This is a genomic window from Mesorhizobium sp. M0317 (genome assembly GCF_040321555.1).
In the GTDB taxonomy this organism is placed as follows: Bacteria; Pseudomonadota; Alphaproteobacteria; order Rhizobiales; family Rhizobiaceae; genus Mesorhizobium.
On the sequence record NZ_JAMYRV010000039.1, the window covers coordinates 25,432 to 48,870 of the forward strand.

Consider the following 23,439-nt stretch of genomic DNA (forward strand, 5'->3'; position numbering starts at 1 on the left):
CATGGCGATCCCCTCAGACATGAAAGCACTGCTGCTGACCGGCGACGGCTACACCAGGACGCCCTCCGGCAGTGCGCTGGAGGCGATGGAGCCGTATCTCAAGCTTGGCAGCATCGGCGTGCCGACGCCCGGACCGAGCCAGGTTCTGATCAAGGTCAGGCTCGCCTCGATCAACCCGTCCGACGTCATGTTCATCAAGGGCCAGTACGGTCAGCCGCGCGCCAAGGGCCAGCCGGCCGGCTTCGAGGGTGTCGGCACGGTCGTTGCCAGCGGCGACGAGCCCTATGCGAAAAGCCTGATCGGCAAGCGCATCGCCTTCACCACCGGCGTCACCAATTGGGGCGCGTGGGCGGACTATGCAGTTGCCGAAGCTGCCGGCTGCATTCCGCTGCTCGACACGGTCCGCGACGAGGATGGCGCGGCGATGATCGTCAACCCGCTCACGGCGCTCGCCATGTTCGACATCGTCAAGGAGACGGGCGAAAAAGCCTTCATTATGACCGCCGGCGCCAGCCAGCTTTGCAAGCTGATCGCGGGTCTCGCCAAGGAGGCTGGGTTCCGGCCGATCGTCATCGTGCGCCGCGACGAGCAGATTCCGCTGTTGAAGGAGATCGGGGCGGCCCATGTGCTCAACGAGAAGGCGCCGGATTTCAAGGCAGCACTACGCGATGTGGTCAAGGCCGAGCAGCCGCGCATCTTACTCGATGCGGTGACCGGGCCGCTGGCCTCGGCGATCTTCGACGCCATGCCGAAGCGCTCGCGCTGGATCATCTATGGGCGGCTCGATCCGGACCCCACTGTCATCCGAGAGCCCGGCCAGATGATCTTCCAACACAAGCACATTGAAGGCTTCTGGCTGGTCGAATGGATGCGCCACTTCCGCGACAAGCGCGGCCCGGCGATCATGGAAGCACAGAAGCGCTTTTCGGATGGGCGCTGGTCGACCGACGTGACGGCGGTGCTACCGCTGGATGAGGCGATGGCGAAGGTCCCGGCGGAGCTGGCCAAGCCGAACGGGAAGGTGTTTATCAGGCCGTGACTTTCTACCCTCCCCCTTGTGGGGAGGGTCGACGAAGAGCAATTTTGCTCTTTCGTCGGGGTGGGGGTCTTGGCTCCTACCTCTGTTATTCGCGGGAGCGCTGGACCGACGTTAGTTGGCGCTGCACCCCCACCCCGGACCTGCGGTCCGACCCTCCCCACAAGGGGGAGGGTAAGCGGAGCTACTCCGCCGGCTCGACATTGGCGTACGCCGCTTCCTCAAGCTCCCGCTTCAGCCTCGCTTCCTCATGCGTCTTCGGCGTGACGAAGCGGCCGAGCAGGAGGTAGGCGACCGGGGTCAGGAAAAGCGTCGAGACGGTGGCGAGACCCAGCCCGCCGACGATGACCCAGCCGAGCGCGATGCGCGCTTCGGCACCGGCGCCGGCGGCCAGCACCAGCGGGACCCCGCCGAGGATGGTGCAGATCATCGTCATCATCACCGGCCGCAGGCGGATGATCGAGGCCTGCTCGATCGCCTCGCGCACGCCGAGGCCGCGGTCGCGCAGCTGGTTGGCGAATTCGACGATGAGGATGCCGTTCTTGGCCATGACGCCGACCAGAAGCACGAGGCCGATCTGGCTGTAGGCATTGAGGCTGGTGCCTGACAAAAGCAGCGCAAAGATTGCGCAGGCAAGGCCGAGCGGGACCGTCGCCATGATGATGACGGCGCTGACGAAGCTTTCGAACTGGGCGGCAAGCACCAGGAGGATGATGACCAGCGCGAAGCCGAAAATGGTGATCATGGCGCTGTTGGTCTCGCCGAGCGTCGCGGCTTCGGCCAGCGGCAGGACGCGGCTGCCCGGCGGCAGCAGCGGGGCGGCGATCTGCTCGGCAACGCCGAGCGCGTCACCCAGTGCGAAATTGCCGTTCAGGTTCGAGGTGATCGCCACCGAAGGCTGCTGCTGTTCGCGGGTCAGCGACGGCGGCACGGCGCGCTCGGTCAGCGTGGCGATGGTCGACATTGGCACGAAGCGGCCGTCGGCGGTCTTCAGGAAGATGTTTTCCAGATCGGTCGGATCATTGATCGGGTTGGTGGTCGAGACCAGCTTCACGCCATAGCTGCGGTCGGCGATGTAGACATCGACGACATCGTTGCCGTCGAGCATCGCCTGCAAGGTGTTGGCGAGCCCTGATATGTCGATGCCGAGATCGGAGGCGCGCTCGCGGTCTATGGCCACCGCCAGCTGCGGCTGCGTCGGGTCGATGGAAAGCCGCGGCGTCTGGAAGCGCGGATCGGCCTGCATCCGGGCGATGATCTTCACCGCCGCGTCGCCGAGCGCCTTGCGGTCGTTGCCGACCAGCGCGAATTGCAGGCCGTTGCCGGCGCCGCGAATGCCGAGGCTATTGGCCTGCACCGGGAAGATGCGCACGGATGGCACCTGCCGGGTCAGCTGGCTTATCTGCGCCATGATCTCCTGCTGGCTGCGCGTGCGCTCGTCCCACGGCGCCAGCGTCATCACCATGAAGCCGGAATTGTAGGCGCCGTTCTGGCCGGCGTTTTCGAAGGTCGAGACGATCTCGCCGGAATCGCGCAGCGGCTGGATCAGCCGCTCGATCTTCTGCATCTGCTGCGTGGTGTAATCGAGGCTGACGCCTTGCGGCGCGTTGATGCGCAACAGCACGACGGCGCGGTCCTCGCTCGGCGTCAGTTCCTGGCGGATGGTGCCGAACAGGCTGAAGGCGACGCCCGCAAACAGCACCGCAACCAGCAGCACGATCCACGGCGCGCCGAGGCAGGCATGCAAGGCGCGCTTGTAGGCCGCGTTCAGCCCGCCACCGACGCGCGCGCCAATGCCGTGACCGCCTTCATGGTGGAGCGATGCGCCGGTCAACATGCGCGAGGCCAGCATCGGGCACAGCGTCAGCGCCACCACGCAGGAGAGCAGCACCGACATGGCGAGGACGAAGCCGAATTCGCGAAACAGGCCGCCGGTCTGTCCCGGCAGGAAGGAGATCGGCACGAAAACGGCAACGAGCGTCAGCGTCGTGGCGATGACTGCGAAGAACACTTCTTGGGCGCCGAGCACGGCGGCGGCACGAGGCCCCATGCCTTCGTTGCGCCGTCGCACGATGTTTTCCAAAACGACGATGGCGTCGTCGACGACAAGGCCGGTCGCCAGCACCAGCGCCAGAAGCGTCAGAATGTTGATGGAGAAGCCTGCGAGATAGATGGCGGCGATGGTGCCGATCATGGCGACCGGCATTGACAGACCAGGGATCAGCGTCGCGCGCCAGTCGAGCAGGAAGATGTAGATGACGATCAGCACCATGGAGATCGACAGGCCGAGCGCGATCTCGACCTCGTGCACGGCGCCGTTGACGAAGACTGCGTCGTCGCTGGTGATCTTGATCGACATGCCCTTGGGCAGGTTTTCCTGCAGCTTGGCGACGGCTGCTTTCACTCCGGTGGAAATATCCAGCGTGTTCGATTCCGCCTGACGGATGATGCCAAGGCCAATGCCGGTCTTGCCGTCGGAGCGCAACGAGGTCTGGCCGATGTCGGGACCGAGCGTGACGGTGGCGACGTCGCGGATGCGCGTCGTGCCGCCGATGATGATGTTTTCGAATTCTTCCGGCGTCGTCACATCGGCCGTGGTGCGGACGATGAGATCCTGGTTGGTGGTGGTGATCGAACCGGCTGGTGAATCGAAAGCGACCGAGGCAAGCGCTGCCCTCAGATCGGCGACAGTGAAGCCGAGGCTGGCGAGCTTGTTCTGGTCGACATCGATGCGGAAGATCTTGTCGCGGTCGCCATAGACCTGAACGTCGGCGACGCCAGGCACGGCAGCCAGTTCGTCCTCGATCTGGTCCTGGACAATCACCGTCATGTCCTGCACCGACATGGTGTCGGAGGTGACGGCCAGTCGCATCACGGCATCGGAATTGGCATCGGCCTTGACGATGCGCGGCGGATCGGCGGTCTCCGGTATCATGTTGGCGACACGGCCGACCGCGTCGCGCACGTCGGAAGCGGCGACGTTCAAATCGACGCCGTCGTTGAACTCGATGGTGACGCGGCTCTGGCCGAAGGACGAGGTCGACGAGATCGACTTGACGCCGGATACGCGCGCGACCGCACCCTCGATGGTGTCGGTCAGTTCACGGTCGACGGTTTCGGCGGCGGCACCCTCGAAAGCCGTCGACACGGTGACCACGGCGCGGTCGACATCGGGCAGTTCGCGGATTTCGACGCCGTAGAAAGCGGCAAGACCGGCCACTGCGATCAGCGTGTTCAGCACGAAGGCCATGACCGGCCTGCGGATGAAAAGAGCGGTGAAGCCGGTTTCGCTGGCGGTGCTGACAGGCGCGGTCATGAGCCTTCGGCCGCGTCCGCGGCGCGCTGATCCTGGCCGGCGATGCGGACCGCGCCGCCTTCGCTGACGCTCTGGGTGCCCTCGGTCACAACCATGTCGCCATCCTCGATCTCGGCGTCGATCAGCACCGTCTCGGTGTTGCGCTGGATGATGCGCACGGGAACGCGCCTGGCCTTGCCGTCCTCGACCTGCCAGACATAGGCGCCGTCGGAACCCCACAGGATCGCCAGCGGGCTGACGGCCGGATAGGTGTCGCCGGGGAAGCGCATGGTGATGCCGAACGACATGCCGGCGCGCAGCGAATCCGCCGGATTGGCGATTGCAGCCTTGACCAGCAGGGTGCGGCTCTTTTCGTCGATGTGGTTGTCGATGGCCGACACGGTGCCGGTATAGGCCTTGCTCGGATTGGCGATCGGCGTCGCCGACAGTTGCGCGCCGACCTTGACGGCGGCGGCGAAGCGCTCGGGCACCAGGAAATCGACCAGGATGGAGGAGCGGTCGTCAAGCGTGGCGATCGCCGACTGGCTGGTGACGTAATTGCCGGCCGATATCGGCAGGATGCCGACCGTGCCGGCGATAGGGGCGACGATCGAACGACGCTGCAAGGCGAGTTCGGCATCCTGCAGCGCCAGTTTGGCGCCGGCCAGCACCACTTGGGCATCGGCGACGGCGACCGGGGTCGCGGCGTTGGAGGCCCTCAATGATTTCACCCGCTCGAGCTTGTCCTGGGCATCCTGCAAGGCGAGCTTGGCACGATCCTGCGAGATCACCTCGGTCTCGGAATCGAGAACAGCGATGATCTGCCCCTTGTCGACGCGGGTACCGGACTGGACGAGGAATTCAACCAGCCGGCCGGAGCTGTACGGGTTGACCGTCACCGACGCGTTGGCGCGGCCGGTGCCGATCGCCTGCAGGCGATCGTTGATGGTGGCCGTGCCCGCCGGCAAGGCAACGACATTTGCCGGCCGGCCGGCAGCGTTGCGACCGCCTGCCTGTTTCGTCGTGTCGACCGCGCCGGTTGTGGCGGGCGCCGAAGCATAGGTCCAGTCGATGCCCCAGCGTGCCAGAACCTCCGGCGCGCCCGGGAAGAATCGCGCCCAGGCGAGGACAGCCGCGACCAGGATCACAAGCGCAAAAACGATCTGTTTCCAGGCGACCATCGACACTCCGGTTGGCAAAACGTCTACCGGTTTCGCCAAGCAAAAAAACGCGCAGCGACGCACCCGGTATGTGCCAAGCCGCCGCAATATCATGGCTTTATGGCAATTCTGCCGCTTCCATGCACATTAAATCTGCGTAATTTTGCGCACCTGCGGCGGGGATTGAACGTGTCAGCGCAGGCTTTCGAGGTCGCGGATGCGCCTGGCGCTGTCGGCCTCGAGCTGCCTCGTGACGGCGCCGATCAGCGTCTCGGCGACAACGAACAGAGCGGCGGAAGAGTCCCACGCCGAAGGCACGGCGGTGCGTCCGGCAATGACATGGCGGGCGAAGCGGGCGATCGGCGATAGCCACTGGTCGGTGAACAGCACGATCTGAACGCCGCGCTGATGCGCGGTCTGGGCAAAGCGGACCAGACTGTCCTGATAGCGCCTGATGTCGAAGATCACCAGCACGTCGCGCTTGCCCATGTCGATCAGCCGGTCGCGCCAGATGCTCTCCTGGCCGGCAAGGTGATAGACATCGGGCTGGATGATGGCGAGATGGGCGGCCATGTAGCGTGCCAACGGATCGGTGAAGCGGCCGCCGATCAGGAATGTCTTGCCGCGCCGGTCGGCAAGCCTTGCGGCGATGTCGGCAAGCTGTCTGTCGGAGAGATGCCTGAAGGTCTCGCGCATATTGTCCAGCGTCGCCTCCAGCATTGGCGATACTGCACCGCTTGGGGAGGCCGGGTTGAGCGTGCGCGATGCCGGCGACTGCAATTGCGCCGCCAGTTCGTCCTGCAGCGCCGACTGGAATTCGGGATAGTTCTGGAACCCCAGCCTGGAGACAAAGCGCAGGATGGTCGGCGACGATACGCCGGCGGCGGCCGAGAACTCGGCGACCGTCTTCAGCCCGATCAGCGGATAGTTCGCAATCAGTGTCTGCGCGGCGCGGCGCTCGCCGGCCGGCATCGTGCCGATGCGGTCCGAAATCAGTTCGGCAATGCTGGAAATCATCGTTTTCCCCACCCCTGAGCCCGTCCGGACCGCTTCCCCGAAATCGCGTTTGACAAAGCCGGACAAACTGTATGAAATCATCCACAGGGACGCAATGAGGCAAAATACGTAACATAAGATACAGCGCTCCCCAGGGGACGGCAGACTATGGAGAGAGCACGGCCCGCCAGCCTTGCATCGTCTGATACCGTAGGGGTAACGAACCCCGGCGGGTCCAGCCCTTTCGTGCTGACCTGCGACCACGCTTCCAACTTCCTGCCATCCGAATTCGGCACGCTTGGCCTGCCGGCCGAGGACCTCTCCCGCCACATCGCCTGGGACCCCGGCGCGCTGCCGGTGGCCCGCCGCATGGCGGCAGCGCTCGATGCGACGCTGGTCGAAACCCGCATCTCGCGCCTGGTCATCGACTGCAACCGTCCGCTCGACGCACCGGACCTGGTGCCGCCCGTCAGCGAGACGACGGCCATTCCGGGCAATGCCGGCCTGTCGGACAGTGAGCGCGCCGAGCGCATCGCTTTGTCGTGGCGGCCGTTCCACGACACGATCGCATCGATCATCGACGACCGGCAGGCGCGTGGGCAGGAGACCCGTCTGGTGTCGGTGCATTCCTTCACCCCCGTCTACAAGGGCAAGAAGCGGCCCTGGCATATCGGCATCATCCATGATGACGACCGCCGGCTGGCGTCGCCGCTGATAGCGGCGCTGCAGCGGCTCTCCGGCGTCACTGTCGGCATCAACGAGCCCTATTCGCCGGCCGACCGCGTATATTTCACTTTGGAGCGCCATGCACGCTCGCGCGGCCTTGCCTGCGCAATGATCGAAATCCGCAACGACGAGATCTCCGGCGAGACCGGGCAGCGGAAATGGGCGGATCTGCTCACGGGCATTTTTTCTGACCTGGAACCCGAGGAGGCCAAGGGTTCCCGGCGACACGCAATGGGAAAGTCAGTTCAATCGGCCAGCTAGAAAAACAGGGGACGAAAATGGCAGGACCGGACAAATCAGACGCTGAAAGATCGGAGGATGTAAAAACCCTCCATAGCATGGGCTATGCCCAGGAGTTGGCTCGCCGCATGAGCGGCTTCTCGAATTTCGCAATTTCCTTTTCGATCATTTGTATTCTGGCGGGCGGCATCACGTCCTTCCCGCTGGCCATGGCGACCGGCAGCGGCTTCGAGGCGACTGTCGGCTGGGTCATCGGCGGCGTCTTTGCACTTGTCGTTGCCGCGTCCCTTGGCCAGATCGGCTCGGCCTACCCAACGGCCGGCGGTCTCTACCACTGGTCGTCAATTCTCGGCGGGCGCGGCTGGGGCTGGGCCACGGCCTGGATCAACTTGCTCGGCCTGGTCTTCGTCGTCGCCTCGGTCAATGTCGGCGTCTACGCGCTGTTCAAGGACCTTGTCTGGTCCGGCGTGTTCGGCAACGACGTCTCCGCGTGGGGCTATCAGGAGCAGGTGATCGGCGTTGTGATCATCACGGTCGCACAGGCGCTGATCAACCATTTCGGTATCAGGCTCACCACCATGCTGACGGATTTCTCGGGCTACCTCATTCTGGTCGTCGCCGTCGTGTTGACCGCGATGTTCCTGATCTGGGGCGCAAGCTGGGATTTCTCGCGGCTCACCACCTTCGTCAACAACACCGGTGATCCAGGCGCAGGCTACGTTCCGACCGCACGGACGGCACTCGTCGCCTTCCTGATCGGCCTGCTCTACCCACTCTACACCATCACCGGCTTCGACGCTTCGGCCCACACGTCCGAAGAGACCCACAATGCCCGCGTGGCGGTGCCGCGCGGCATGATCCATTCGGTCCTGTGGTCGCTGGTGTTCGGCTTCGTCATGGCCGTTTCGTTCGTACTGGCCAGCCCCGATCTGGCAGCGACGGCCAAGGATGGCGCCAATGCCTGGTTCAATCTCTTCAACAACCTGCCGGCACCATTCCTGCTGAAGAGCATCATTGCCATCGCAATCGTGCTGGCGAACTTCATCTGCGCTCTCGCCGGACTGACGTCGACCTCGCGCATGATCTTTGCCTTCGCGCGTGACGGCGGCCTGCCCGGTTCGTCGGTGTGGAAAACCGTCAGCCCGACATGGCGCACGCCGGTGGCGGCGATCTGGCTCGGAGCGGTGCTCGCGGTCGCAGCGACATTGTACTCGCCGGCTTTTGCCGCACTGGCGGCCGGCTGTGCATTGTTCCTCTACGTGTCCTACGCCATGCCCGTGGCCGCCGGCCTGCTTGCCGAGGGCAAGAGCTGGACCGAATTCGGCCCGTTCCGCCTCGGCATCTGGTCCAAGCCGTTCGCCGTCATCACGGTGCTTGGCGTTCTGGTGCTGATGTATGCCGGCATCCAGCCGCCCTTCGACATCCTGATCAACTATGCCATCGGCCTGATCGTTCTGCTCGTGGTGCTGTGGTTCGGCATCGAATCGCGCCGCTTCAAGGGCCCGCCGATCGGCGCCGACATTGCTCGCCGCGCTTCCGAGATCGCGGCCGCGGAAGCAGCCGTCGGCCAGACGGCAGGCTAACAGCAAAGACTAGATGCTCCGGCCGGCGCAAGCCGACCGGGGCAGGGCCGGCCAGCTAAGAACGCAAAGGGGACTACAATGGCAGCACCGGGTTATTCAGACACAGACAAGGCGGAAGACGTAAAGCACCTCCATTCCATGGGCTACGCCCAGGAACTTGAGCGGCGGCTAAGCCGCTTCTCCAACTTCGCCGTTTCCTTCTCCATCATCTGCATCCTGTCGGGCGGCATCAATTCGCTGGCGCAGGCAACGTCGGGCGCCGGTGGCATCGGCATCGGCATCGGCTGGCTGGTCGGCTGCTTCGTCTCGCTGACCTTCGCGGTCGCCATGTCGCAGATCAGCTCGGCCTATCCGACGGCCGGCGGCCTCTATCACTGGGGTTCGATCCTCGGCAATCGCGGCACTGGCTGGGTGACGGCCTGGCTCAACCTGCTCGGCCTGATCACCGTGCTCGGCGCCATCAATGTCGGCACCTGGACGTTCTTCATCGGCGCCTTCGGGCCGACGCTCGGCATCGAGGGTACGCTGACCAATCAGATGATCTTCCTGGTCATCATCACTGGCGCCCAGGCGCTGATCAACCATCTCGGCATCAAGCTGACTGCGAAGTTGACCGACTTTTCGGGTTACCTGATCTTCTTCGGCTCGATCCTGATTGCTGTCGTCTGCCTGTTCTCCGCCGAGACCTGGGATTTCAGCCGGCTCTTCACCTTCCACAACTACTCGGGTGAGGCCGGCGCCAGCGTCTGGCCGTCCGTCTCGAACGCCTGGGTGTTCGCTCTCGGCCTTCTGCTGCCGATCTACACCATCACCGGCTACGATGCTTCGGCACACACTTCCGAGGAAACCATCAAGGCGGCCTCATCGGTGCCGCGTGCGATGGTGATGTCGGTTATCTGGTCGGCGGTCTTCGGCTATTTGTTCCTGGCCGCCTTCGTGCTGATGATCCCCAACATGGACGACGCCGCCAAGCAGGGTTGGAACGTGTTCTTCTGGGCCTTCGACCAGCGCGTCAGTCCCGGCCTCAAGGAGTTCGTCTACCTCGTCGTGTTCATCGCCCAGCTGTTGTGCGGCCTCGCAACCGTCACCTCGGCTTCGCGCATGATCTTTGCCTTCTCGCGTGACGGCGGCCTGCCGGGCTCGTCGGCACTGGCCAAGGTCAGCCCGACCTATCGCACGCCGGTGGCGGCGATCTGGACGGCGTCGGTCCTGTCGGTGCTGTTCGTCTGGGGTTCGACGCTGGTTTCGGTCGCCGGTACTTCGGCCTACACCATCGTCGTGTCCTGCACCGTCATCTTCCTGTTCCTGTCCTTCACCGTGCCGATCGTGCTCGGCATGCTGGCCTGGGGCACGCCGAAGTGGGACAAGATGGGACCGTGGAACCTGGGCCGTGGCATCTTCATGCTGTTCGGGGTCCTTTCCATAGTGTCGATGATCCTGATCTTCATCATCGGCATCCAGCCGCCGAACGACTGGGCGCTGTACATCACCGTCGGCTTCTTCATCCTGACGGCGATTGTCTGGTTCGCCTTCGAGCGTAATCGCTTCCAGGGTCCGCCGCTGGGCGATATCATCGCGGCGCGTCAGGCAGCGATCAAGGCTGCCGAACAGGCTGTCGGCGAAACCGGCCACTGACGTCACCATCATGGCCATGGCCGGCGTGCAGCCGGCTATGGTTTCGTCCTCAACGACCAAGCACTGGAGTGCCAAAGGAATGGCCGGAAATTTCTCGTTCGATCAGTTGAAGAAAGCGGTCTCCAATGGCGAGATCGACACGGTGCTGGCCTGCATCGTCGACATGCAGGGGCGGCTGGCTGGAAAGCGTTTCCTGGCGCAGTACTTTGTGGATTCTGCTCATGACGAGACGCATGGCTGCAACTATCTGCTCGCCGCCGACATCGATATGGAGCCGGTGCCGGGCTACAAGGCGGCAAGCTGGTCGAAAGGCTATGGCGACTTCGTCATGAAGCCGGACCTGGCGACGCTGCGGCGCATTCCGTGGCTGGAAAAGACGGCGCTGGTGATCTGCGACGTGCTCGACCACCACACCCATGACGACCTGCCGCATTCGCCGCGCGCGATGCTGAAAAAGCAGGTCAAGCGGCTCACCGAACGCGGCTATATCGGCTACTTCGCCTCGGAGCTCGAATTCTATCTGTTCAACGAGACCTATGATTCCGCCCGCAAGAAGCACTGGCAGGGCCTCGATACCGCTTCGCCCTATATTGGCGACTACCAGATCGGCATCACCACCAAGGAAGAAGGCGTCATGCGCCGGCTTCGCAACGAGATGGAAGCGGCCGGCATTCCGATCGAGAATTCCAAGGGCGAATGGGGCCCGGGCCAGGAAGAGATCAATGTGCGCTATGCCGAAGCGCTCGACATGGCCGACCGCCACGTCATCCTGAAGAACGGCGCCAAGGAGATTGCCGAGTCCGAAGGCAAGTCGATTTCCTTCATGTCGAAATACAATTACGGGCTCGCCGGTAATTCCAGCCACATCCACAATTCGCTGTGGAGCGCCGACGGCAAGACGCCATTGTTCTTCGACAAGAAGGCGGACTGGACTTTGTCCACGCTTGGCCAGCAATGGGCGGCTGGGCAACTGAAATATGCCAGGGAGTTTACCTGGTTCCTGGCGCCCTACATCAACTCCTACAAGCGCTTCCAGGCCGGCACCTTCGCACCGACCAAGATCATGTGGAGCGAGGACAACCGCACCGCCGGCTTCCGCCTGTGCGGTGAGGGCACCAAGGGCATCCGCATGGAATGCCGCATCGGCGGCGCCGACCTGAACCCCTATCTCGCTTTCGCGGCGCTGATCGCCGCCGGCCTTGCCGGCATCGACGAGAAGCTCGAACTGCAGAAGCCGTTCGTCGGCGATGCCTACCAGGCCTCGCGCCTGCCGGAGATCCCGAAAACGCTGCGTGACGCCACCGAGACGCTGGCCAAGTCGAAGATGCTGAAGCAGGCGCTCGGCGACGATGTGCTCGAACATTATGTCCACACCGCAAAGTGGGAGCAGTTCGAATACGACCGCCGCATTACGGATTGGGAACTGCACAGAGGGTTCGAGCGGTACTAAAACTTTATACAGCTTTAATGTTGACAATGTGGTGAAGTTAGTACCATATGGTACCTGTAAACTGCAGTGCTACATTGAGGAGTTTGCGATGTCCAAATATGCGCCGCTCAAGGATTTTCTCATTGCCCAAAATGTCGATCGCGTCCCGATGTCATTCGCCGAAATCGAGAGAGTGCTCAATCTGCCGCTGCCCGCATCGAAGCAATACCCTGCATGGTGGAGCAACAATCCGAGCAACAATCCCATGACAAGGGAGTGGCTTGAGGCTGGGTTCGAGACCGAATCCGTCAATATAGGGAGTGGGAAACTGGTATTTCGCCGCGTTCGCAAAGTGCCGATTTCGGCGCCGCCCAGTGGTAGCGTGCCTGCCGCGCCAAAGGAGGCGCGCGCGGATCGCCACCCCGGTTTTGGTTTCATGAAGGGCCTGATAACAATCGAGGCCGGATTTGATATCACCAAACCTTTCGATGACGAGCCATGGGACCGGGGCTATCTGGGCGGTGAGGCTGACGCGCGTGACGGCAAACTTGCGGTGAGTAAATGAGCGAAGGGCCAAACCTGCTTCTGGATACATGTGCGATGATCTTTGTCGCCAACGATAGTCTGATCGATCCGCACGCAAGCCGGGAGATTTCGGAAGCGGCCTATGACGGCCGTCTGTATCTTTCGCCGATGTCGGCATGGGAGATCGGAATCGGCGTAGCCAAGGGCCGGCTCAATCTGCCATTGACGCCACTCGACTTCGTGGAGCGTTTCATCGACCGAATGTCGGCAAAGCTCAGCGCTATCTCACCAGCCATTCTGATTGCGTCATCCAACCTGCCCGGTCCGCCTCATGGTGATCCCATGGATCGGATACTGATGGCAAGTGCGAGAGCGTTGGACATGGTTCTGGTGACGCGTGACGAGCCCATCCTTCGCTATGGCCGCAACGGCCATCTGCGTACGCTAGCCTGCTAAACTGGAGCATCCTTTGGAAACCGTAAAACTCAAATCGCCCATCGATGGTTCGATCTATGCCGAGCGACCGATCGCGACCGACCAGGCGATCAATGCCGCGGTCGAGCGCGCCAAAGCGGCGCAGGAGAAGTGGGCGCTGAAGCCGATCGTCGAGCGCGGCAAATTTATGCTGGCGATGCTCGAAGCGCTGGTCGCGATGACCGACGAGATCGTGCCGGAGATCGCCTGGCAGATGGGGCGACCGGTGCGCTATGGCGGCGAGTTCGGCGGCGTCAGGGAACGCACCAATTACATGGTCGAGATCGCTGAAGCCGCGCTGAAATCCGTGCCGGCATCCAACCCGAAGGACGGCTTCCGACGCTATGTGAAGAAGGATCCGCTCGGCGTCGTCATGGTGATCGCGCCGTGGAACTATCCCTATCTGACCGCCGTCAACACCATCGTGCCGGCACTGATGGCCGGCAATACTGTTATCCTCAAACATGCGGCGCAGACGCTGCTGGTCGGCGAACGGTTCCAGCAGGCGTTCGACAAGGTTGGGCTGCCCAAGGGCGTGTTCCAGAATGTCGTGCTGAACCATGCCCAGACTGAGAAGCTGCTCGGCTCGGGCAAGATCGACCATGTCAATTTCACCGGTTCGGTCGGCGGCGGCCGCGCCATCGAGAAGGCGGCGGCCGGCACCTTCATGACGCTCGGGCTCGAACTCGGCGGCAAGGATCCGGCCTTTGTGCTGCCCGACGCCAAGCTCGACCATGCGGTGTCCAATCTGGTCGACGGCGCCTTCTACAATTCCGGCCAGTGCTGCTGCGGCATCGAGCGCGTCTATGTGCATGAGAAGGTCTACGACCAGTTCGTCGAAGGTTTCATCGCCGAGACGAAGAATTATGTGGTCGGCAATCCGCTGGAACAGGCGACGACAATGGGGCCGATGGCGCAGGCGCGCTTTGCCGACCTGATCCGCGAGCAGAAGGCCGAGGCGCTGCGCAAGGGTGCAATCGCACACATCAATATGAAGGTGGCTAACGACAAGGCCGGCTCGCCCTATCTGGCGCCGGAAGTGCTGACCGGCGTCGACCACCAGATGAGCGTCATGCGCGAGGAAAGTTTTGGCCCGATCGTTGGCATCATGAAAGTGCGCAACGACGAGGAGGCGATCGCGCTGATGAACGACAGCCCCTACGGGCTGACCGCTTCGATCTGGACCGGCGATATCGAGCATGCGGTGGCGATCGGCGACCGCGTCGAGACCGGCACCGTGTTCATGAACCGCTGCGACTACCTCGATCCGGCGCTGGTCTGGACCGGCGTCAAGGACACCGGCAAAGGCGTCGCCCTTTCGGCGCTCGGCTACGACAATCTGACCCGGCCGAAATCTTTCCATCTGCGCGAAGCCATCTGATTTTTTGAAAGACAAGACATGTCCAAGCTGATCTCCAAATGGAACTACCCGACCACCGTCCGCTTCGGCGCCGGGCGCATCAAGGAACTGCCTGAGGTGCTCGCTGCCACCGGCATTAAGCGGCCGCTATTCGTCACCGATCCGGGGTTGGCGAAACTGCCGGTCGTCGCTTCGACGCTGAAAATCCTCGACGACGCCAAGGTATCCTATGGCGTGTTCTCCGAGGTGAAGCCGAACCCGGTCGATTCCAACCTCACCGCCGGCATCGCCGTGTTCAAGAAGGGCAAGCATGACGGCGTCATCGCCTTCGGCGGCGGTTCAGCGCTCGATCTCGGCAAGCTGATCGCGTTCCAGGCTGGCCAGACGCGGCCGATCTGGGACTTTGAGGATGTCGGCGACTGGTGGACGCGCGCCAATTCGGATGCCATCGCGCCGATCATCGCCGTGCCGACCACTGCCGGCACAGGCTCGGAAGTCGGGCGTGCCGGCGTCATCACCAATGAGGCGACGCACACCAAGAAGGTCATCTTCCATCCGAAGCTTTTGCCGGCAATCGTTATTGCCGATCCGGAACTGTCGGTCGGCATGCCCGGCTTCATCACCGCCGGCACCGGCATGGATGCGCTGGCACATTGCCTCGAAGCCTATTGCGCGCCGGGCTATCACCCGATGGCCGACGGCATTGCCGTCGAAGGTGTGCGCCTGGTGTTCGAGAACCTGCCCAAGGCCTACGCCAACGGCAAGGACCTTGTCGCGCGCGCCCACATGATGAGTGCGGCCGCGATGGGTGCTGCCGCCTTCCAGAAGGGTCTTGGCGCCATCCACTCGCTGTCGCATCCGATCGGCGCGCTCTACGACACCCATCACGGCATGACGAATGCGGTGTTCATGCCCTACGTGCTGGCCTTTAACCGGGACTCGATCGAAGAACGCATCGCCCGGCTTGCCGCCTATTGCGGAATCAAGGGCGGGTTCAACGGTTTTGCCAAAGCGATCGTCAAGCTGCGCAAGGAATTGAAGGTGCCGCATGCACTGCCCGGCCTGATCAAGGGGCTCGACATGGACAAGAAGCGCAAGGGGCTGATCGCCGACATGGCGGTGGTCGATCCGACAGCCGGCGGCAACCCGGTCAAGCTGACCAAGAAAGCAGCGCTGACGCTGCTCGAAAACTCTATCGCCGGTACGGTCTGAGGCGGTTTCCTGTGCCGGAATTGATCTGGAAACGAGGGGAAAGGAAAGGGCAAAGGGGCAAGAGACAAGGCTATAAACCATTAGCCGGGAAATTAAGTCGAGGCTAATTGCTACAGCCGGTTAAAAAGAGTTAACTTTTCGTACCGCCGGGGGCCAGTTTCAAAAAGCTTTCATCTGGCTGTCATATGAAACCGATACCGCATCGCAGGCGTCCAGGACGCCAGTTCAACGGAGAGAACACATGTTCAAGTTCACAGGGAAAGTGCTTTCCCTTTCGGCCGTCGCCCTCATGGCGACCTCTGCTATCTCGTCGGCCCAGTCCATGGATGAACTGGTTGCCGCTGCGAAGAAGGAAGGCCAGCTCACGACCATCGCGCTGCCGCATGACTGGTGCGGCTACGGCGCCGTCATCGACGGCTTCAAGGCAAAGTATCCTGAGATCACCATCAACGAACTCAACCCCGATGCCGGCTCCGGCGACGAGGTCGAGGCGATCAAGGCCAACAAGGACAACAAGGGCCCGCAGGCGCCCGACGTCATCGACGTTGGCCTGTCCTTCGGCCCGACCGCCAAGGCTGACGGCCTGATCCAGCCCTACAAAGTGTCGACCTGGGACTCGATCCCCGACAGCGCCAAGGATGCCGATGGTTACTGGACCGGCGACTACTATGGCGTGCTATCCTTCCTGGTGAACAAGGACCTCGTCAAGGAAGCGCCTGCTGACTGGGCTGACCTGCTGAAGCCGGAATTCGCCAACACCGTGGCGCTTGCCGGCGACCCGCGCGCCTCGAACCAGGCCATCCAGGCCGTCTACGCGGCCGGCATTTCCGGTGGTGCGGCTGCCGGCGAAGCTGCTGGCACTGCTGGTCTCGACTTCTTCAAGAAGCTTAACGCCGCCGGCAATTTCGTGCCGGTCATCGGCAAACCGGCGACCCTGGCACAAGGCCAGACGCCGATCCTGGTGACCTGGGATTACAATGCACTTGCCGGTCGCGACACGCTGAAGGGCAATCCGCCCGTCGACGTCGTCGTGCCCAAGACCGGTGTCGTTGCCGGCGTCTATGTGCAGGCGATCAGTGCTTTCGCACCGCATCCGAACGCTGCCAAGCTCTGGCTTGAGTATCTCTACTCCGACGAAGGCCAGATCGGCTGGCTGAAGGGCTATTGCCACCCGATCCGCTTCAACGATCTTGCCAAGAACGGCAAGCTCCCGGCCGACGTGATGGCCAAGCTGCCGCCGGCCGAGGCTTACGCTGCCGCGGTGTTCCCGACGCTGGACGAGCAGGGCAAGGCAAAGGAAGCCGTCACCAAGAACTGGGATGCCGTCGTCGGCGCCAACGTCAAGTAAGGCTTGAAACCAACCGGGCGGCCTCGCGGCCGCCCGGTGTTCCTCGGAGACGGTAGCCGGCGCATGACAGATATCTCGCTTTCCGATCACGCAGTTGCCGGGAAGACCGCGCCCCCCAGTGAGGCGCGTGCAATGCGACTGCCGACGCAATGGCTCGGCGTTGCGCCATTCTTCATCTTCGCCATCATGTTCCTGATCCTACCCACGCTCTATCTGATGCTGGGTGCATTCCAGAACGATGCCGGCGAATTCACGTTCGAAAACATAGCAGCACTGGCGCAGCCATCGATTGTCGCCGCCTACTGGATCTCGCTCAAGGTCAGCCTTTCCTCGTCGCTGATCGGCGCCTTCGCAGGTCTCGGCATCGCCATCGCCATCGTGCGCGGCGGCCTGCCGGAGTGGATACGTTCGGCGACGCTGACATTCTCCGGCGTGGCTTCCAATTTCGCCGGCGTACCGCTGGCCTTCGCCTTCATCGCCACGCTCGGACGCCTCGGTCTCGCCACGGTGCTGCTCAACACCGTGTTCGGCCTCAACATTTATGCGCACGGCTTCAACATCCTATCGTTCTGGGGCCTGACGCTGACCTATGTCTATTTCCAGATTCCCCTAATGGTGGTCATCATCACGCCGGCGATCGACGGCTTGAAGAAGGAGTGGGGCGAGGCTGCGGCGACGCTTGGCGCCACCCAGACGCAATACTGGCGCATGGTGGTCATCCCGGTGATCTGGCCGAGTTTCCTCGGCACGGTCATCCTGCTCTTCGCCAATGCCTTCGGCGCCATCGCCACCGCCTATGCGCTGACCGGCTCTTCACTCAACATCGTACCGATCCTGCTCTATGCGCAGATACGCGGTGACGTGCTGCACAATGCCCATCTCGGCTATGCGATCGCCTTCGGCATGATCGTCATCACCGGGCTGGCCAATGTCTTCTACATTTGGTTCCGGACGCGCTCGGAGAGGTGGCTGAAATGAAGTCCGGAAAATTCTGGGCCTGGGTCGTCTTCGGGCTGGGCGCGGCCTATTTCTTCATTCCGCTGATCGCGACGGTGGAATTTTCCTTGCGCATGCGGCGCGGCGCTTATTCCTTCGACGCCTATCAGATCGTGCTTGGCGACCCTCGTTTTCAGGCGACCTTTGGCTACTCAGTGCTTGCCGCCATCTTCACCATCATTCTGGGCGTGTTGATCGTGGTGCCCGCCGCCTACTGGATTCGACTGCGCCTGCCGCAACTGCGGCCGATCGTAGAGTTCATCACGCTGCTGCCGCTGGTCATTCCCGCCATCGTCATCGTCTTCGGCTATATCAGGATGTACGGTTCGAATTCGCCGCTGCCGTTCCTGGCGACCGACATGGGCACAAATGCCTTGCTGGTCATCGGCTATGCAATGCTGGCGCTGCCCTACATGTATCGCGCGGTCGATACCGGACTGCGCACCATCGACGTCAGGACGCTGACCGAAGCGGCGCAGATCCTTGGCGCCGGTTGGGGCACGATCATTGGTCGTGTGATCCTGCCCAATGTGCTGATCGCCGTGCTGTCGGGCGCCTTCCTTACCTTCGCCATCGTCATTGGCGAATTCACCATGGCCAGCTTGCTCAACCGGCCCGCCTTCGGCCCCTATCTGCAAAACGTTGGCGCCAACCGCGCCTATGAGCCGGCGGCGCTTGCCATCATCGCCTTCGCCATCACCTGGGGCTGTATGTCGCTGATCCAGATCCTGTCCCGTTTCGCGCCGAGATCGGCGAACCGCCCGAACTGATCGACAAAGTACTGATCGAAAGAAAAAGCCATGGCCGAACCATTCCTCTCCATCCAGCATGTGCGAAAATCCTTCGGCGCCACCACCGTGGTCGAAGATTTCAATCTTGATGTCGAGCCGGGCGAGTTCGTTTCCTTCCTTGGGCCATCGGGTTGCGGCAAGACCACCGTGCTGCGCATGGTCGCCGGTTTCGAAGAGCCGTCGGCGGGCAAGATCGTCGTCGCAGGCAAGGACATCACGAGGCTGAAGCCCAACCAGCGCAATGTCGGTATGGTGTTCCAGGCTTACGCGCTGTTCCCGAACCTGACCGTGGCGCAAAATATCGGCTTCGGCTTGAAGGTCGCCGGCATGGCAAGGGCAGAGATCGATTCCCGGGTCGCCGAGATGCTCGACATCATCAAGTTGCCGCAGATGGCGGACCGCTATCCCTATCAGCTCTCGGGCGGCCAGCAGCAGCGTATCGCGCTGGCGCGTGCCATCGCGCCGAAGCCGAAGCTGCTTCTGCTCGACGAGCCGCTGTCGGCGCTCGACGCCAAGGTACGTGTGTCGTTGCGCGAGGAAATCCGCTCGATCCAGAAGAAGCTCGGCATCACCACCATCTTCGTCACACATGACCAGGAAGAGGCGCTGTCGATCTCCGACCGCATCGCGGTGATGTATGGCGGCAAGGCCGAGCAGGTCGGCACGCCGTTCGAGATCTACAACCGGCCGGCGACCAAGTTCGTCGCCAATTTCGTCGGCACGCTGAACGTGCTCGAAGGCACTGTCACCGATGCCGCGTCCGGCAAGGTGCGCGTCAACACGCAGGAAGTCTCGCTAATGGGCAAGCTCAACGGCTCGAAGTCCGGTGACACGCTGTCGCTGGCGCTGCGACCGGAGGCGATTTCGCTCGGACGCCAACCCGGGCGCGATTCAAGCCTGTCGGGCGAAATCTCCGAAGTGCACTTCCTCGGCTCGGTCATTCGCGTTCGCGTCGGCATCGGCGGCAACACGGTGTCGCTCGACACCTTCAACAGCCCGGCAACGCCACCGCCCGCGGTCGGCGAGAAGGCCGACATATCGTTCTCATCAAGCGATATGCTGGTGCTGCACTAGCAAGCAGCATTTTGGCGCGACCGAGGCGGTCGATTCGAGCTGGCGCGATGAACGGCCGTATCATTGCCGGACCCCGAGTGCTGGATAATCAACAGCATCTTGCCATCCAGCCACTGCCCATGATGCCGCTTCGCCGCTACGATGGGCCATGGCGCTATTCGAACTTACCCTCATCCTGCTTCTGGCTGCCGTCGCGCTGACGGCGCTGTCGCGGCGGCTGGAAATTCCCTATCCGTCCCTGCTGGCTCTGGCCGGCGTCGCGATTGCCTTCGTACCCGGTGCGCCGACGATCGAGATCGATCCGGAGCTGGCGCTTGCCCTGTTCATCGCGCCGGTGCTTCTCGACGCCGCCTATGACACGTCGCTGCGCGACCTCAAGCGCTACCGGCTGTCGCTCGCGTTGCTCGCGCTGGGCGCCGTGGTCTTCACCACCGTGGTGGTTGCCTTGGTCGGCTGGAAGATGGCCGGCCTGCCGATCGCGGCGGCAATCGCGCTTGGCGCCATCGTCGCGCCACCGGATGCGGTGGCCGCATCCGCCGTGCTCAGCCAGTTCAAGGTACCGCACCGCATCACCGCCATCCTGCAGGGCGAGAGCCTGCTCAACGATGCCACGGCGCTGCTGATCTACCGGCTGGCGGTTTCGGCGGCGCTTGGCACGATCATGCTCAGCAACGCCGTTCCGGTGATCCTGCTGGCAACGATCGGCAGTGTGATCGCGGGCTATCTGTTTGGCCGCGTCTCGCTGCTGGCGCTCGGCCGCATCGAGGATGCGGCGAGCAGCACGGTGGTGCAGTTTGCCGGAACCTTCGCCGTGTGGATCATCGCCGACAGGCTCGGCCTTTCCGCCATCATCACCATCGTCGTCTATGCCATGACCATTGCGCGCAGGGCGCCGCGCCAGTCGTCGGCGAGACGCCGCGTCAGCACCTATTCGGTCTGGGAGTCGGCCGTGTTCGTGCTCAACGTGCTGGCTTTCGTGCTGATGGGCCTGCAGGCACGCACGATCGTTGGCAGGCTGGCCGGCGACGGGCAAGGCGAAGCATTCCTTTTCGCCGCAACGGTGCTGGTCGTCGTTATCGTCGCGCGCCTTGTCTGGGTGGCGAGTTACGTCGCGATCATCCGGTGGCTTGCCCGCTTCGGCAGCCAAGAGGCAAGGCGGGAATTGCCGACATTCGGCGGCGCCGTCATTGTGGGCTGGTGCGGCATGCGTGGGTTGGTGACGCTGGTGGTGGCCATTGCGCTGCCGGCCGATTTTCCCGGCCGCGACCCGATCGTGCTTGCCGCCTTCGCGGTGGTGCTGGGCACGCTGGTGCTGCAAGGCATGACGCTGAAGCCGCTGCTGCGCTGGATCAACTTCGACCCCGATAGAACCGTCGACAATGAGGTGGCGCAGGCGCGCGTCGCCATCATGCAGGCAGCACTGGACGTGCTGAGCCGCAAGACATCTGCGGCCGCCGCCGTCGTGCGCGAACAGTATGAAGCGCAGCGCCTGATTGCGGAAAACCCGGAGGACGCTCAGGCCGCGACCGAATACGACCGGCTGCGCCTCTATGCCATCAACCGCCAGCGCGACACGCTCGAGGAGTTGCGCAGCAACGGCACGATCGGCGACGAAGCCTACCACCGGCTGGAGGAAGAGATCGACTGGGCCGAACTGGCGGCATCGCCGGCGGGCCGGTTCCAGCCGCTGACCACATCATAGACGCTGGCCCAGTTCCGCCGTCGTGCCGGTACATTGCAACCAATCTGCCGAACCGCTACTGCCAAAGCGAAATTGAGCCGGATAAGCAATGAAGCTGGTCAGCTACAACATCCAGTACGGGTTCGGCGGCGATGGCCGTTACGATCTTTCGCGCGGCACCAAGCTGGTCGACGGCGCCGATATCATCGCGCTGCAGGAGGTCGAGCGGCATTGGCAGCGCACCAATGAGGACGACCAGCCGGAGGTCCTGTCCAAGCTGCTGCCTAGCTATTACTGGGTCTATGGCCCGGCCTTCGACATGGACGCCAGTGAGCAGCGCGACGGCCGGGTCGTCAACCGCCGCCGCCAGTTCGGCACCATGCTGCTGTCGAAGCTGCCGATCGCCTGGTCGCGGCTGCACGCGCTGCCCATGCGCCGCACGCTGCGGCCGCTCAACACGCGCAACGCCGCGCTCGAATGCATGATCCGCACGCCGGCCGGACCGGTAAGGGTCCTGTCGCTGCATCTCGCCCATATCGCGGCGGAGGAGCGTCTGGAGCAGATCGACTATCTCTTGGCCGAGCATCGCCGCGCGCCGTCCGAGGGCGGCCCGTGGAGCGGCGCGGACGATGAGCCTTCGCGCAACTGGACCCGCGGCGAGGCCTAGCCGGAGAACCCGACGGCGGCGATCTGGATGGGCGATTTCAACATGGAGCCTGGCAGCGCCGAATACAGCCGCATCGTCGGCAGCACGCCCTATCATCGCGGGGCGGCCTATCTCGACGGCTTTGTTGATGCCGCTGCCGTCGCTAGCGAGCCGGCTGCCGATTACCACACCCATGTGAAAACGATCGACGGGAAAGTGGCAAAACGCCGGCTCGACCATTGCTTCGTCGGCGGTATGTTCGCGGACCGTGTGCGCTCGGTCAGTGCCGATATAGGCGAGATCGCTTCAGACCATTTTCCGGTCCGGATCGATATCGATCTCGAAACGCCTTTGAGCTCGGGAGATCGGTGAGCCCTCAATGACGCTTTTCGTCTTTTTCGCGGTGCTTGCCGCCGCCGCCATGCACGCGATCTGGAACGCGCTGGTCAAGGTGCATCTCGACCGCTTCCTGTCGATCACGCTGATGACGCTGGGCATGGGTTTTGCCGCGCTGTTCGTGCTGCCCTTCGTCGAGTTTCCGAAGGCTGCGGTATGGCCCTTCATCATCGCCTCGGTGCTCTTTCACATGGGCTACCGGACCTTCCTCATCGGCGCCTACAAGGCAGGCGACTTTGCCCAGACCTACCCGCTGGCGCGCGGCACGGCACCCCTGCTTGCGGCCCTCGGCGGCGTTGTCGTGGTGCAGGAGATCCCCGGCCCATTCGCCATCCTCGGCATCCTCTTGTTGTCGGCCGGCACACTGGTGATGTCGTTTCGCGGCGGCGCGCATCTGGAGCGGATCAATCTGCGCGCAGTCGGCTTTGCGCTCGGCACCTCTATCTTCATTGCCAGCTATACGCTGTCGGATGGCAGCGGCGCGCGGCTGGCGGCGACGGCGCAGAGCTATGCCGCCTGGTTGTTCATCTGCGATGCCTTTGGCGCGCTGGTGCTGTGCCTCATCTTTCGCGGACCCAAGGCGCTATCCGTGCTGGCGCGCGACTGGAAGGCAGGCCTGTTCACCGGCGTGCTCAGCGGCGCGGCCTACTGGATCGTCATGTGGGCGATGACCAAGGCGCCGATCGCCTCGGTGGCGTCGTTGCGCGAGACGTCGATCCTGTTTGCCATGATGATCTCGGTTTTCGCGCTCGGCGAGAAGATGACAGGCTGGCGCGGCGCCGCCGCGCTCAGCATCGTCGCCGGTGTCGTGGCCCTCAGACTGGGCTGAGAGCCTG

The 23,439-nt window shown here is 63.1% G+C and carries 18 protein-coding genes and 1 pseudogene; 16 read left to right on the forward strand and 3 right to left on the reverse strand.

The features are described from left to right. The first annotated feature begins 1 nt into the window (after nucleotide 1). Nucleotides 2-1,039 carry a zinc-binding dehydrogenase gene (locus NKI88_RS23585; protein ID WP_352650508.1) on the forward strand — a complete coding sequence of 346 codons (1,038 nt, stop codon included), beginning with the start codon at nucleotides 2-4 and terminating at the stop codon, nucleotides 1,037-1,039. A 181-nt stretch (nucleotides 1,040-1,220) separates the two neighbouring features. On the opposite strand, the gene NKI88_RS23590 is transcribed toward NKI88_RS23585, so the two are convergent. The 3 genes from NKI88_RS23590 to NKI88_RS23600 form a co-directional block, all read right to left on the reverse strand. After that, nucleotides 1,221-4,352 (reverse strand): efflux RND transporter permease subunit, encoded by a 3,132-nt coding sequence (locus NKI88_RS23590; RefSeq protein ID WP_352650510.1) that lies wholly within the window; start codon nucleotides 4,350-4,352, stop codon nucleotides 1,221-1,223. After that, on the reverse strand, nucleotides 4,349-5,512 hold the full coding sequence (locus NKI88_RS23595; protein WP_352650512.1) for an efflux RND transporter periplasmic adaptor subunit: 1,164 nt from the start codon (nucleotides 5,510-5,512) through the stop codon (nucleotides 4,349-4,351). The genes NKI88_RS23590 and NKI88_RS23595 overlap by 4 nt, the downstream gene beginning before the upstream one ends. Nucleotides 5,513-5,683: 171 nt before the next feature. After that, nucleotides 5,684-6,508 carry a MurR/RpiR family transcriptional regulator gene (locus NKI88_RS23600; RefSeq protein ID WP_023725208.1) on the reverse strand — a complete coding sequence of 275 codons (825 nt, stop codon included), beginning with the start codon at nucleotides 6,506-6,508 and terminating at the stop codon, nucleotides 5,684-5,686. 147 nt (nucleotides 6,509-6,655) lie between these two features. Between NKI88_RS23600 and NKI88_RS23605 the strand changes: the two genes are divergently transcribed. From NKI88_RS23605 to NKI88_RS23675, 15 genes and pseudogenes are all read left to right on the forward strand, one after another. Next, nucleotides 6,656-7,474, forward strand: coding sequence for an N-formylglutamate amidohydrolase (locus NKI88_RS23605; protein WP_352650514.1), 819 nt, complete (start codon nucleotides 6,656-6,658; stop codon nucleotides 7,472-7,474). 17 nt (nucleotides 7,475-7,491) lie between these two features. After that, nucleotides 7,492-9,036, forward strand: a complete 1,545-nt coding sequence (locus NKI88_RS23610) for an amino acid permease (RefSeq protein WP_023691842.1) — start codon at nucleotides 7,492-7,494, stop codon at nucleotides 9,034-9,036. Nucleotides 9,037-9,114: 78 nt separating this feature from the next. Then, a complete protein-coding gene (locus NKI88_RS23615; RefSeq protein WP_023671163.1) occupies nucleotides 9,115-10,671 on the forward strand; it encodes an amino acid permease in 1,557 nt (518 codons plus the stop codon). Nucleotides 10,672-10,750: 79 nt separating this feature from the next. Next, nucleotides 10,751-12,121: a glutamine synthetase family protein gene (locus NKI88_RS23620; protein ID WP_023671164.1), complete on the forward strand. Its 1,371-nt coding sequence runs from the start codon at nucleotides 10,751-10,753 to the stop codon at nucleotides 12,119-12,121. Between the two features lie 88 nt (nucleotides 12,122-12,209). Next, nucleotides 12,210-12,665 carry a DUF7662 domain-containing protein gene (locus NKI88_RS23625; RefSeq protein WP_023744176.1) on the forward strand — a complete coding sequence of 152 codons (456 nt, stop codon included), beginning with the start codon at nucleotides 12,210-12,212 and terminating at the stop codon, nucleotides 12,663-12,665. After that, the gene (locus tag NKI88_RS23630) at nucleotides 12,662-13,081 is read left to right on the forward strand and encodes a type II toxin-antitoxin system VapC family toxin (RefSeq protein WP_031197611.1); all 420 of its coding nucleotides are present in this window, start codon (nucleotides 12,662-12,664) and stop codon (nucleotides 13,079-13,081) included. The genes NKI88_RS23625 and NKI88_RS23630 overlap by 4 nt, the downstream gene beginning before the upstream one ends. A 13-nt stretch (nucleotides 13,082-13,094) precedes the next feature. Then, the gene (locus NKI88_RS23635) at nucleotides 13,095-14,480 is read left to right on the forward strand and encodes an aldehyde dehydrogenase family protein (protein WP_352657600.1); all 1,386 of its coding nucleotides are present in this window, start codon (nucleotides 13,095-13,097) and stop codon (nucleotides 14,478-14,480) included. A gap of 18 nt (nucleotides 14,481-14,498) precedes the next feature. After that, nucleotides 14,499-15,671 (forward strand): iron-containing alcohol dehydrogenase, encoded by a 1,173-nt coding sequence (locus NKI88_RS23640; protein ID WP_023755042.1) that lies wholly within the window; start codon nucleotides 14,499-14,501, stop codon nucleotides 15,669-15,671. 241 nt (nucleotides 15,672-15,912) lie between these two features. Further along, a complete protein-coding gene (locus NKI88_RS23645; protein WP_023671169.1) occupies nucleotides 15,913-17,019 on the forward strand; it encodes an ABC transporter substrate-binding protein in 1,107 nt (368 codons plus the stop codon). A gap of 63 nt (nucleotides 17,020-17,082) precedes the next feature. Beyond that, nucleotides 17,083-17,997, forward strand: coding sequence for an ABC transporter permease (locus tag NKI88_RS23650; protein WP_023671170.1), 915 nt, complete (start codon nucleotides 17,083-17,085; stop codon nucleotides 17,995-17,997). Beyond that, nucleotides 17,994-18,785, forward strand: a complete 792-nt coding sequence (locus tag NKI88_RS23655) for an ABC transporter permease (protein WP_023671171.1) — start codon at nucleotides 17,994-17,996, stop codon at nucleotides 18,783-18,785. The genes NKI88_RS23650 and NKI88_RS23655 overlap by 4 nt, the downstream gene beginning before the upstream one ends. Before the next feature lie 30 nt (nucleotides 18,786-18,815). Beyond that, the gene (locus NKI88_RS23660) at nucleotides 18,816-19,880 is read left to right on the forward strand and encodes an ABC transporter ATP-binding protein (protein WP_023725205.1); all 1,065 of its coding nucleotides are present in this window, start codon (nucleotides 18,816-18,818) and stop codon (nucleotides 19,878-19,880) included. Between the two features lie 148 nt (nucleotides 19,881-20,028). After that, complete coding sequence (locus NKI88_RS23665; RefSeq protein ID WP_023704038.1) at nucleotides 20,029-21,582, forward strand: cation:proton antiporter; 1,554 nt, start codon at nucleotides 20,029-20,031, stop codon at nucleotides 21,580-21,582. Between the two features lie 88 nt (nucleotides 21,583-21,670). Then, a pseudogene (locus NKI88_RS23670) lies at nucleotides 21,671-22,579 on the forward strand (endonuclease/exonuclease/phosphatase family protein). A 7-nt stretch (nucleotides 22,580-22,586) separates the two neighbouring features. Next, nucleotides 22,587-23,432 carry an EamA family transporter gene (locus tag NKI88_RS23675; RefSeq protein WP_352657604.1) on the forward strand — a complete coding sequence of 282 codons (846 nt, stop codon included), beginning with the start codon at nucleotides 22,587-22,589 and terminating at the stop codon, nucleotides 23,430-23,432. The last annotated feature ends 7 nt before the right edge of the window (nucleotides 23,433-23,439 follow it).

Bases quoted from the DNA above. Each gene is read 5' to 3' on its own strand.
- NKI88_RS23585 (WP_352650508.1), top strand. From the start codon at position 2: ATGGCGATCCCCTCAGACATGAAAGCACTGCTGCTGACCGGCGACGGC.
- NKI88_RS23590 (WP_352650510.1), bottom strand. From the start codon at position 4,352: ATGACCGCGCCTGTCAGCACCGCCAGCGAAACCGGCTTCACCGCTCTT.
- NKI88_RS23595 (WP_352650512.1), bottom strand. From the start codon at position 5,512: ATGGTCGCCTGGAAACAGATCGTTTTTGCGCTTGTGATCCTGGTCGCG.
- NKI88_RS23600 (WP_023725208.1), bottom strand. From the start codon at position 6,508: ATGATTTCCAGCATTGCCGAACTGATTTCGGACCGCATCGGCACGATG.
- NKI88_RS23605 (WP_352650514.1), top strand. From the start codon at position 6,656: ATGGAGAGAGCACGGCCCGCCAGCCTTGCATCGTCTGATACCGTAGGG.
- NKI88_RS23610 (WP_023691842.1), top strand. From the start codon at position 7,492: ATGGCAGGACCGGACAAATCAGACGCTGAAAGATCGGAGGATGTAAAA.
- NKI88_RS23615 (WP_023671163.1), top strand. From the start codon at position 9,115: ATGGCAGCACCGGGTTATTCAGACACAGACAAGGCGGAAGACGTAAAG.
- NKI88_RS23620 (WP_023671164.1), top strand. From the start codon at position 10,751: ATGGCCGGAAATTTCTCGTTCGATCAGTTGAAGAAAGCGGTCTCCAAT.
- NKI88_RS23625 (WP_023744176.1), top strand. From the start codon at position 12,210: ATGTCCAAATATGCGCCGCTCAAGGATTTTCTCATTGCCCAAAATGTC.
- NKI88_RS23630 (WP_031197611.1), top strand. From the start codon at position 12,662: ATGAGCGAAGGGCCAAACCTGCTTCTGGATACATGTGCGATGATCTTT.
- NKI88_RS23640 (WP_023755042.1), top strand. From the start codon at position 14,499: ATGTCCAAGCTGATCTCCAAATGGAACTACCCGACCACCGTCCGCTTC.
- NKI88_RS23645 (WP_023671169.1), top strand. From the start codon at position 15,913: ATGTTCAAGTTCACAGGGAAAGTGCTTTCCCTTTCGGCCGTCGCCCTC.
- NKI88_RS23650 (WP_023671170.1), top strand. From the start codon at position 17,083: ATGACAGATATCTCGCTTTCCGATCACGCAGTTGCCGGGAAGACCGCG.
- NKI88_RS23655 (WP_023671171.1), top strand. From the start codon at position 17,994: ATGAAGTCCGGAAAATTCTGGGCCTGGGTCGTCTTCGGGCTGGGCGCG.
- NKI88_RS23660 (WP_023725205.1), top strand. From the start codon at position 18,816: ATGGCCGAACCATTCCTCTCCATCCAGCATGTGCGAAAATCCTTCGGC.
- NKI88_RS23665 (WP_023704038.1), top strand. From the start codon at position 20,029: ATGGCGCTATTCGAACTTACCCTCATCCTGCTTCTGGCTGCCGTCGCG.
- NKI88_RS23675 (WP_352657604.1), top strand. From the start codon at position 22,587: ATGACGCTTTTCGTCTTTTTCGCGGTGCTTGCCGCCGCCGCCATGCAC.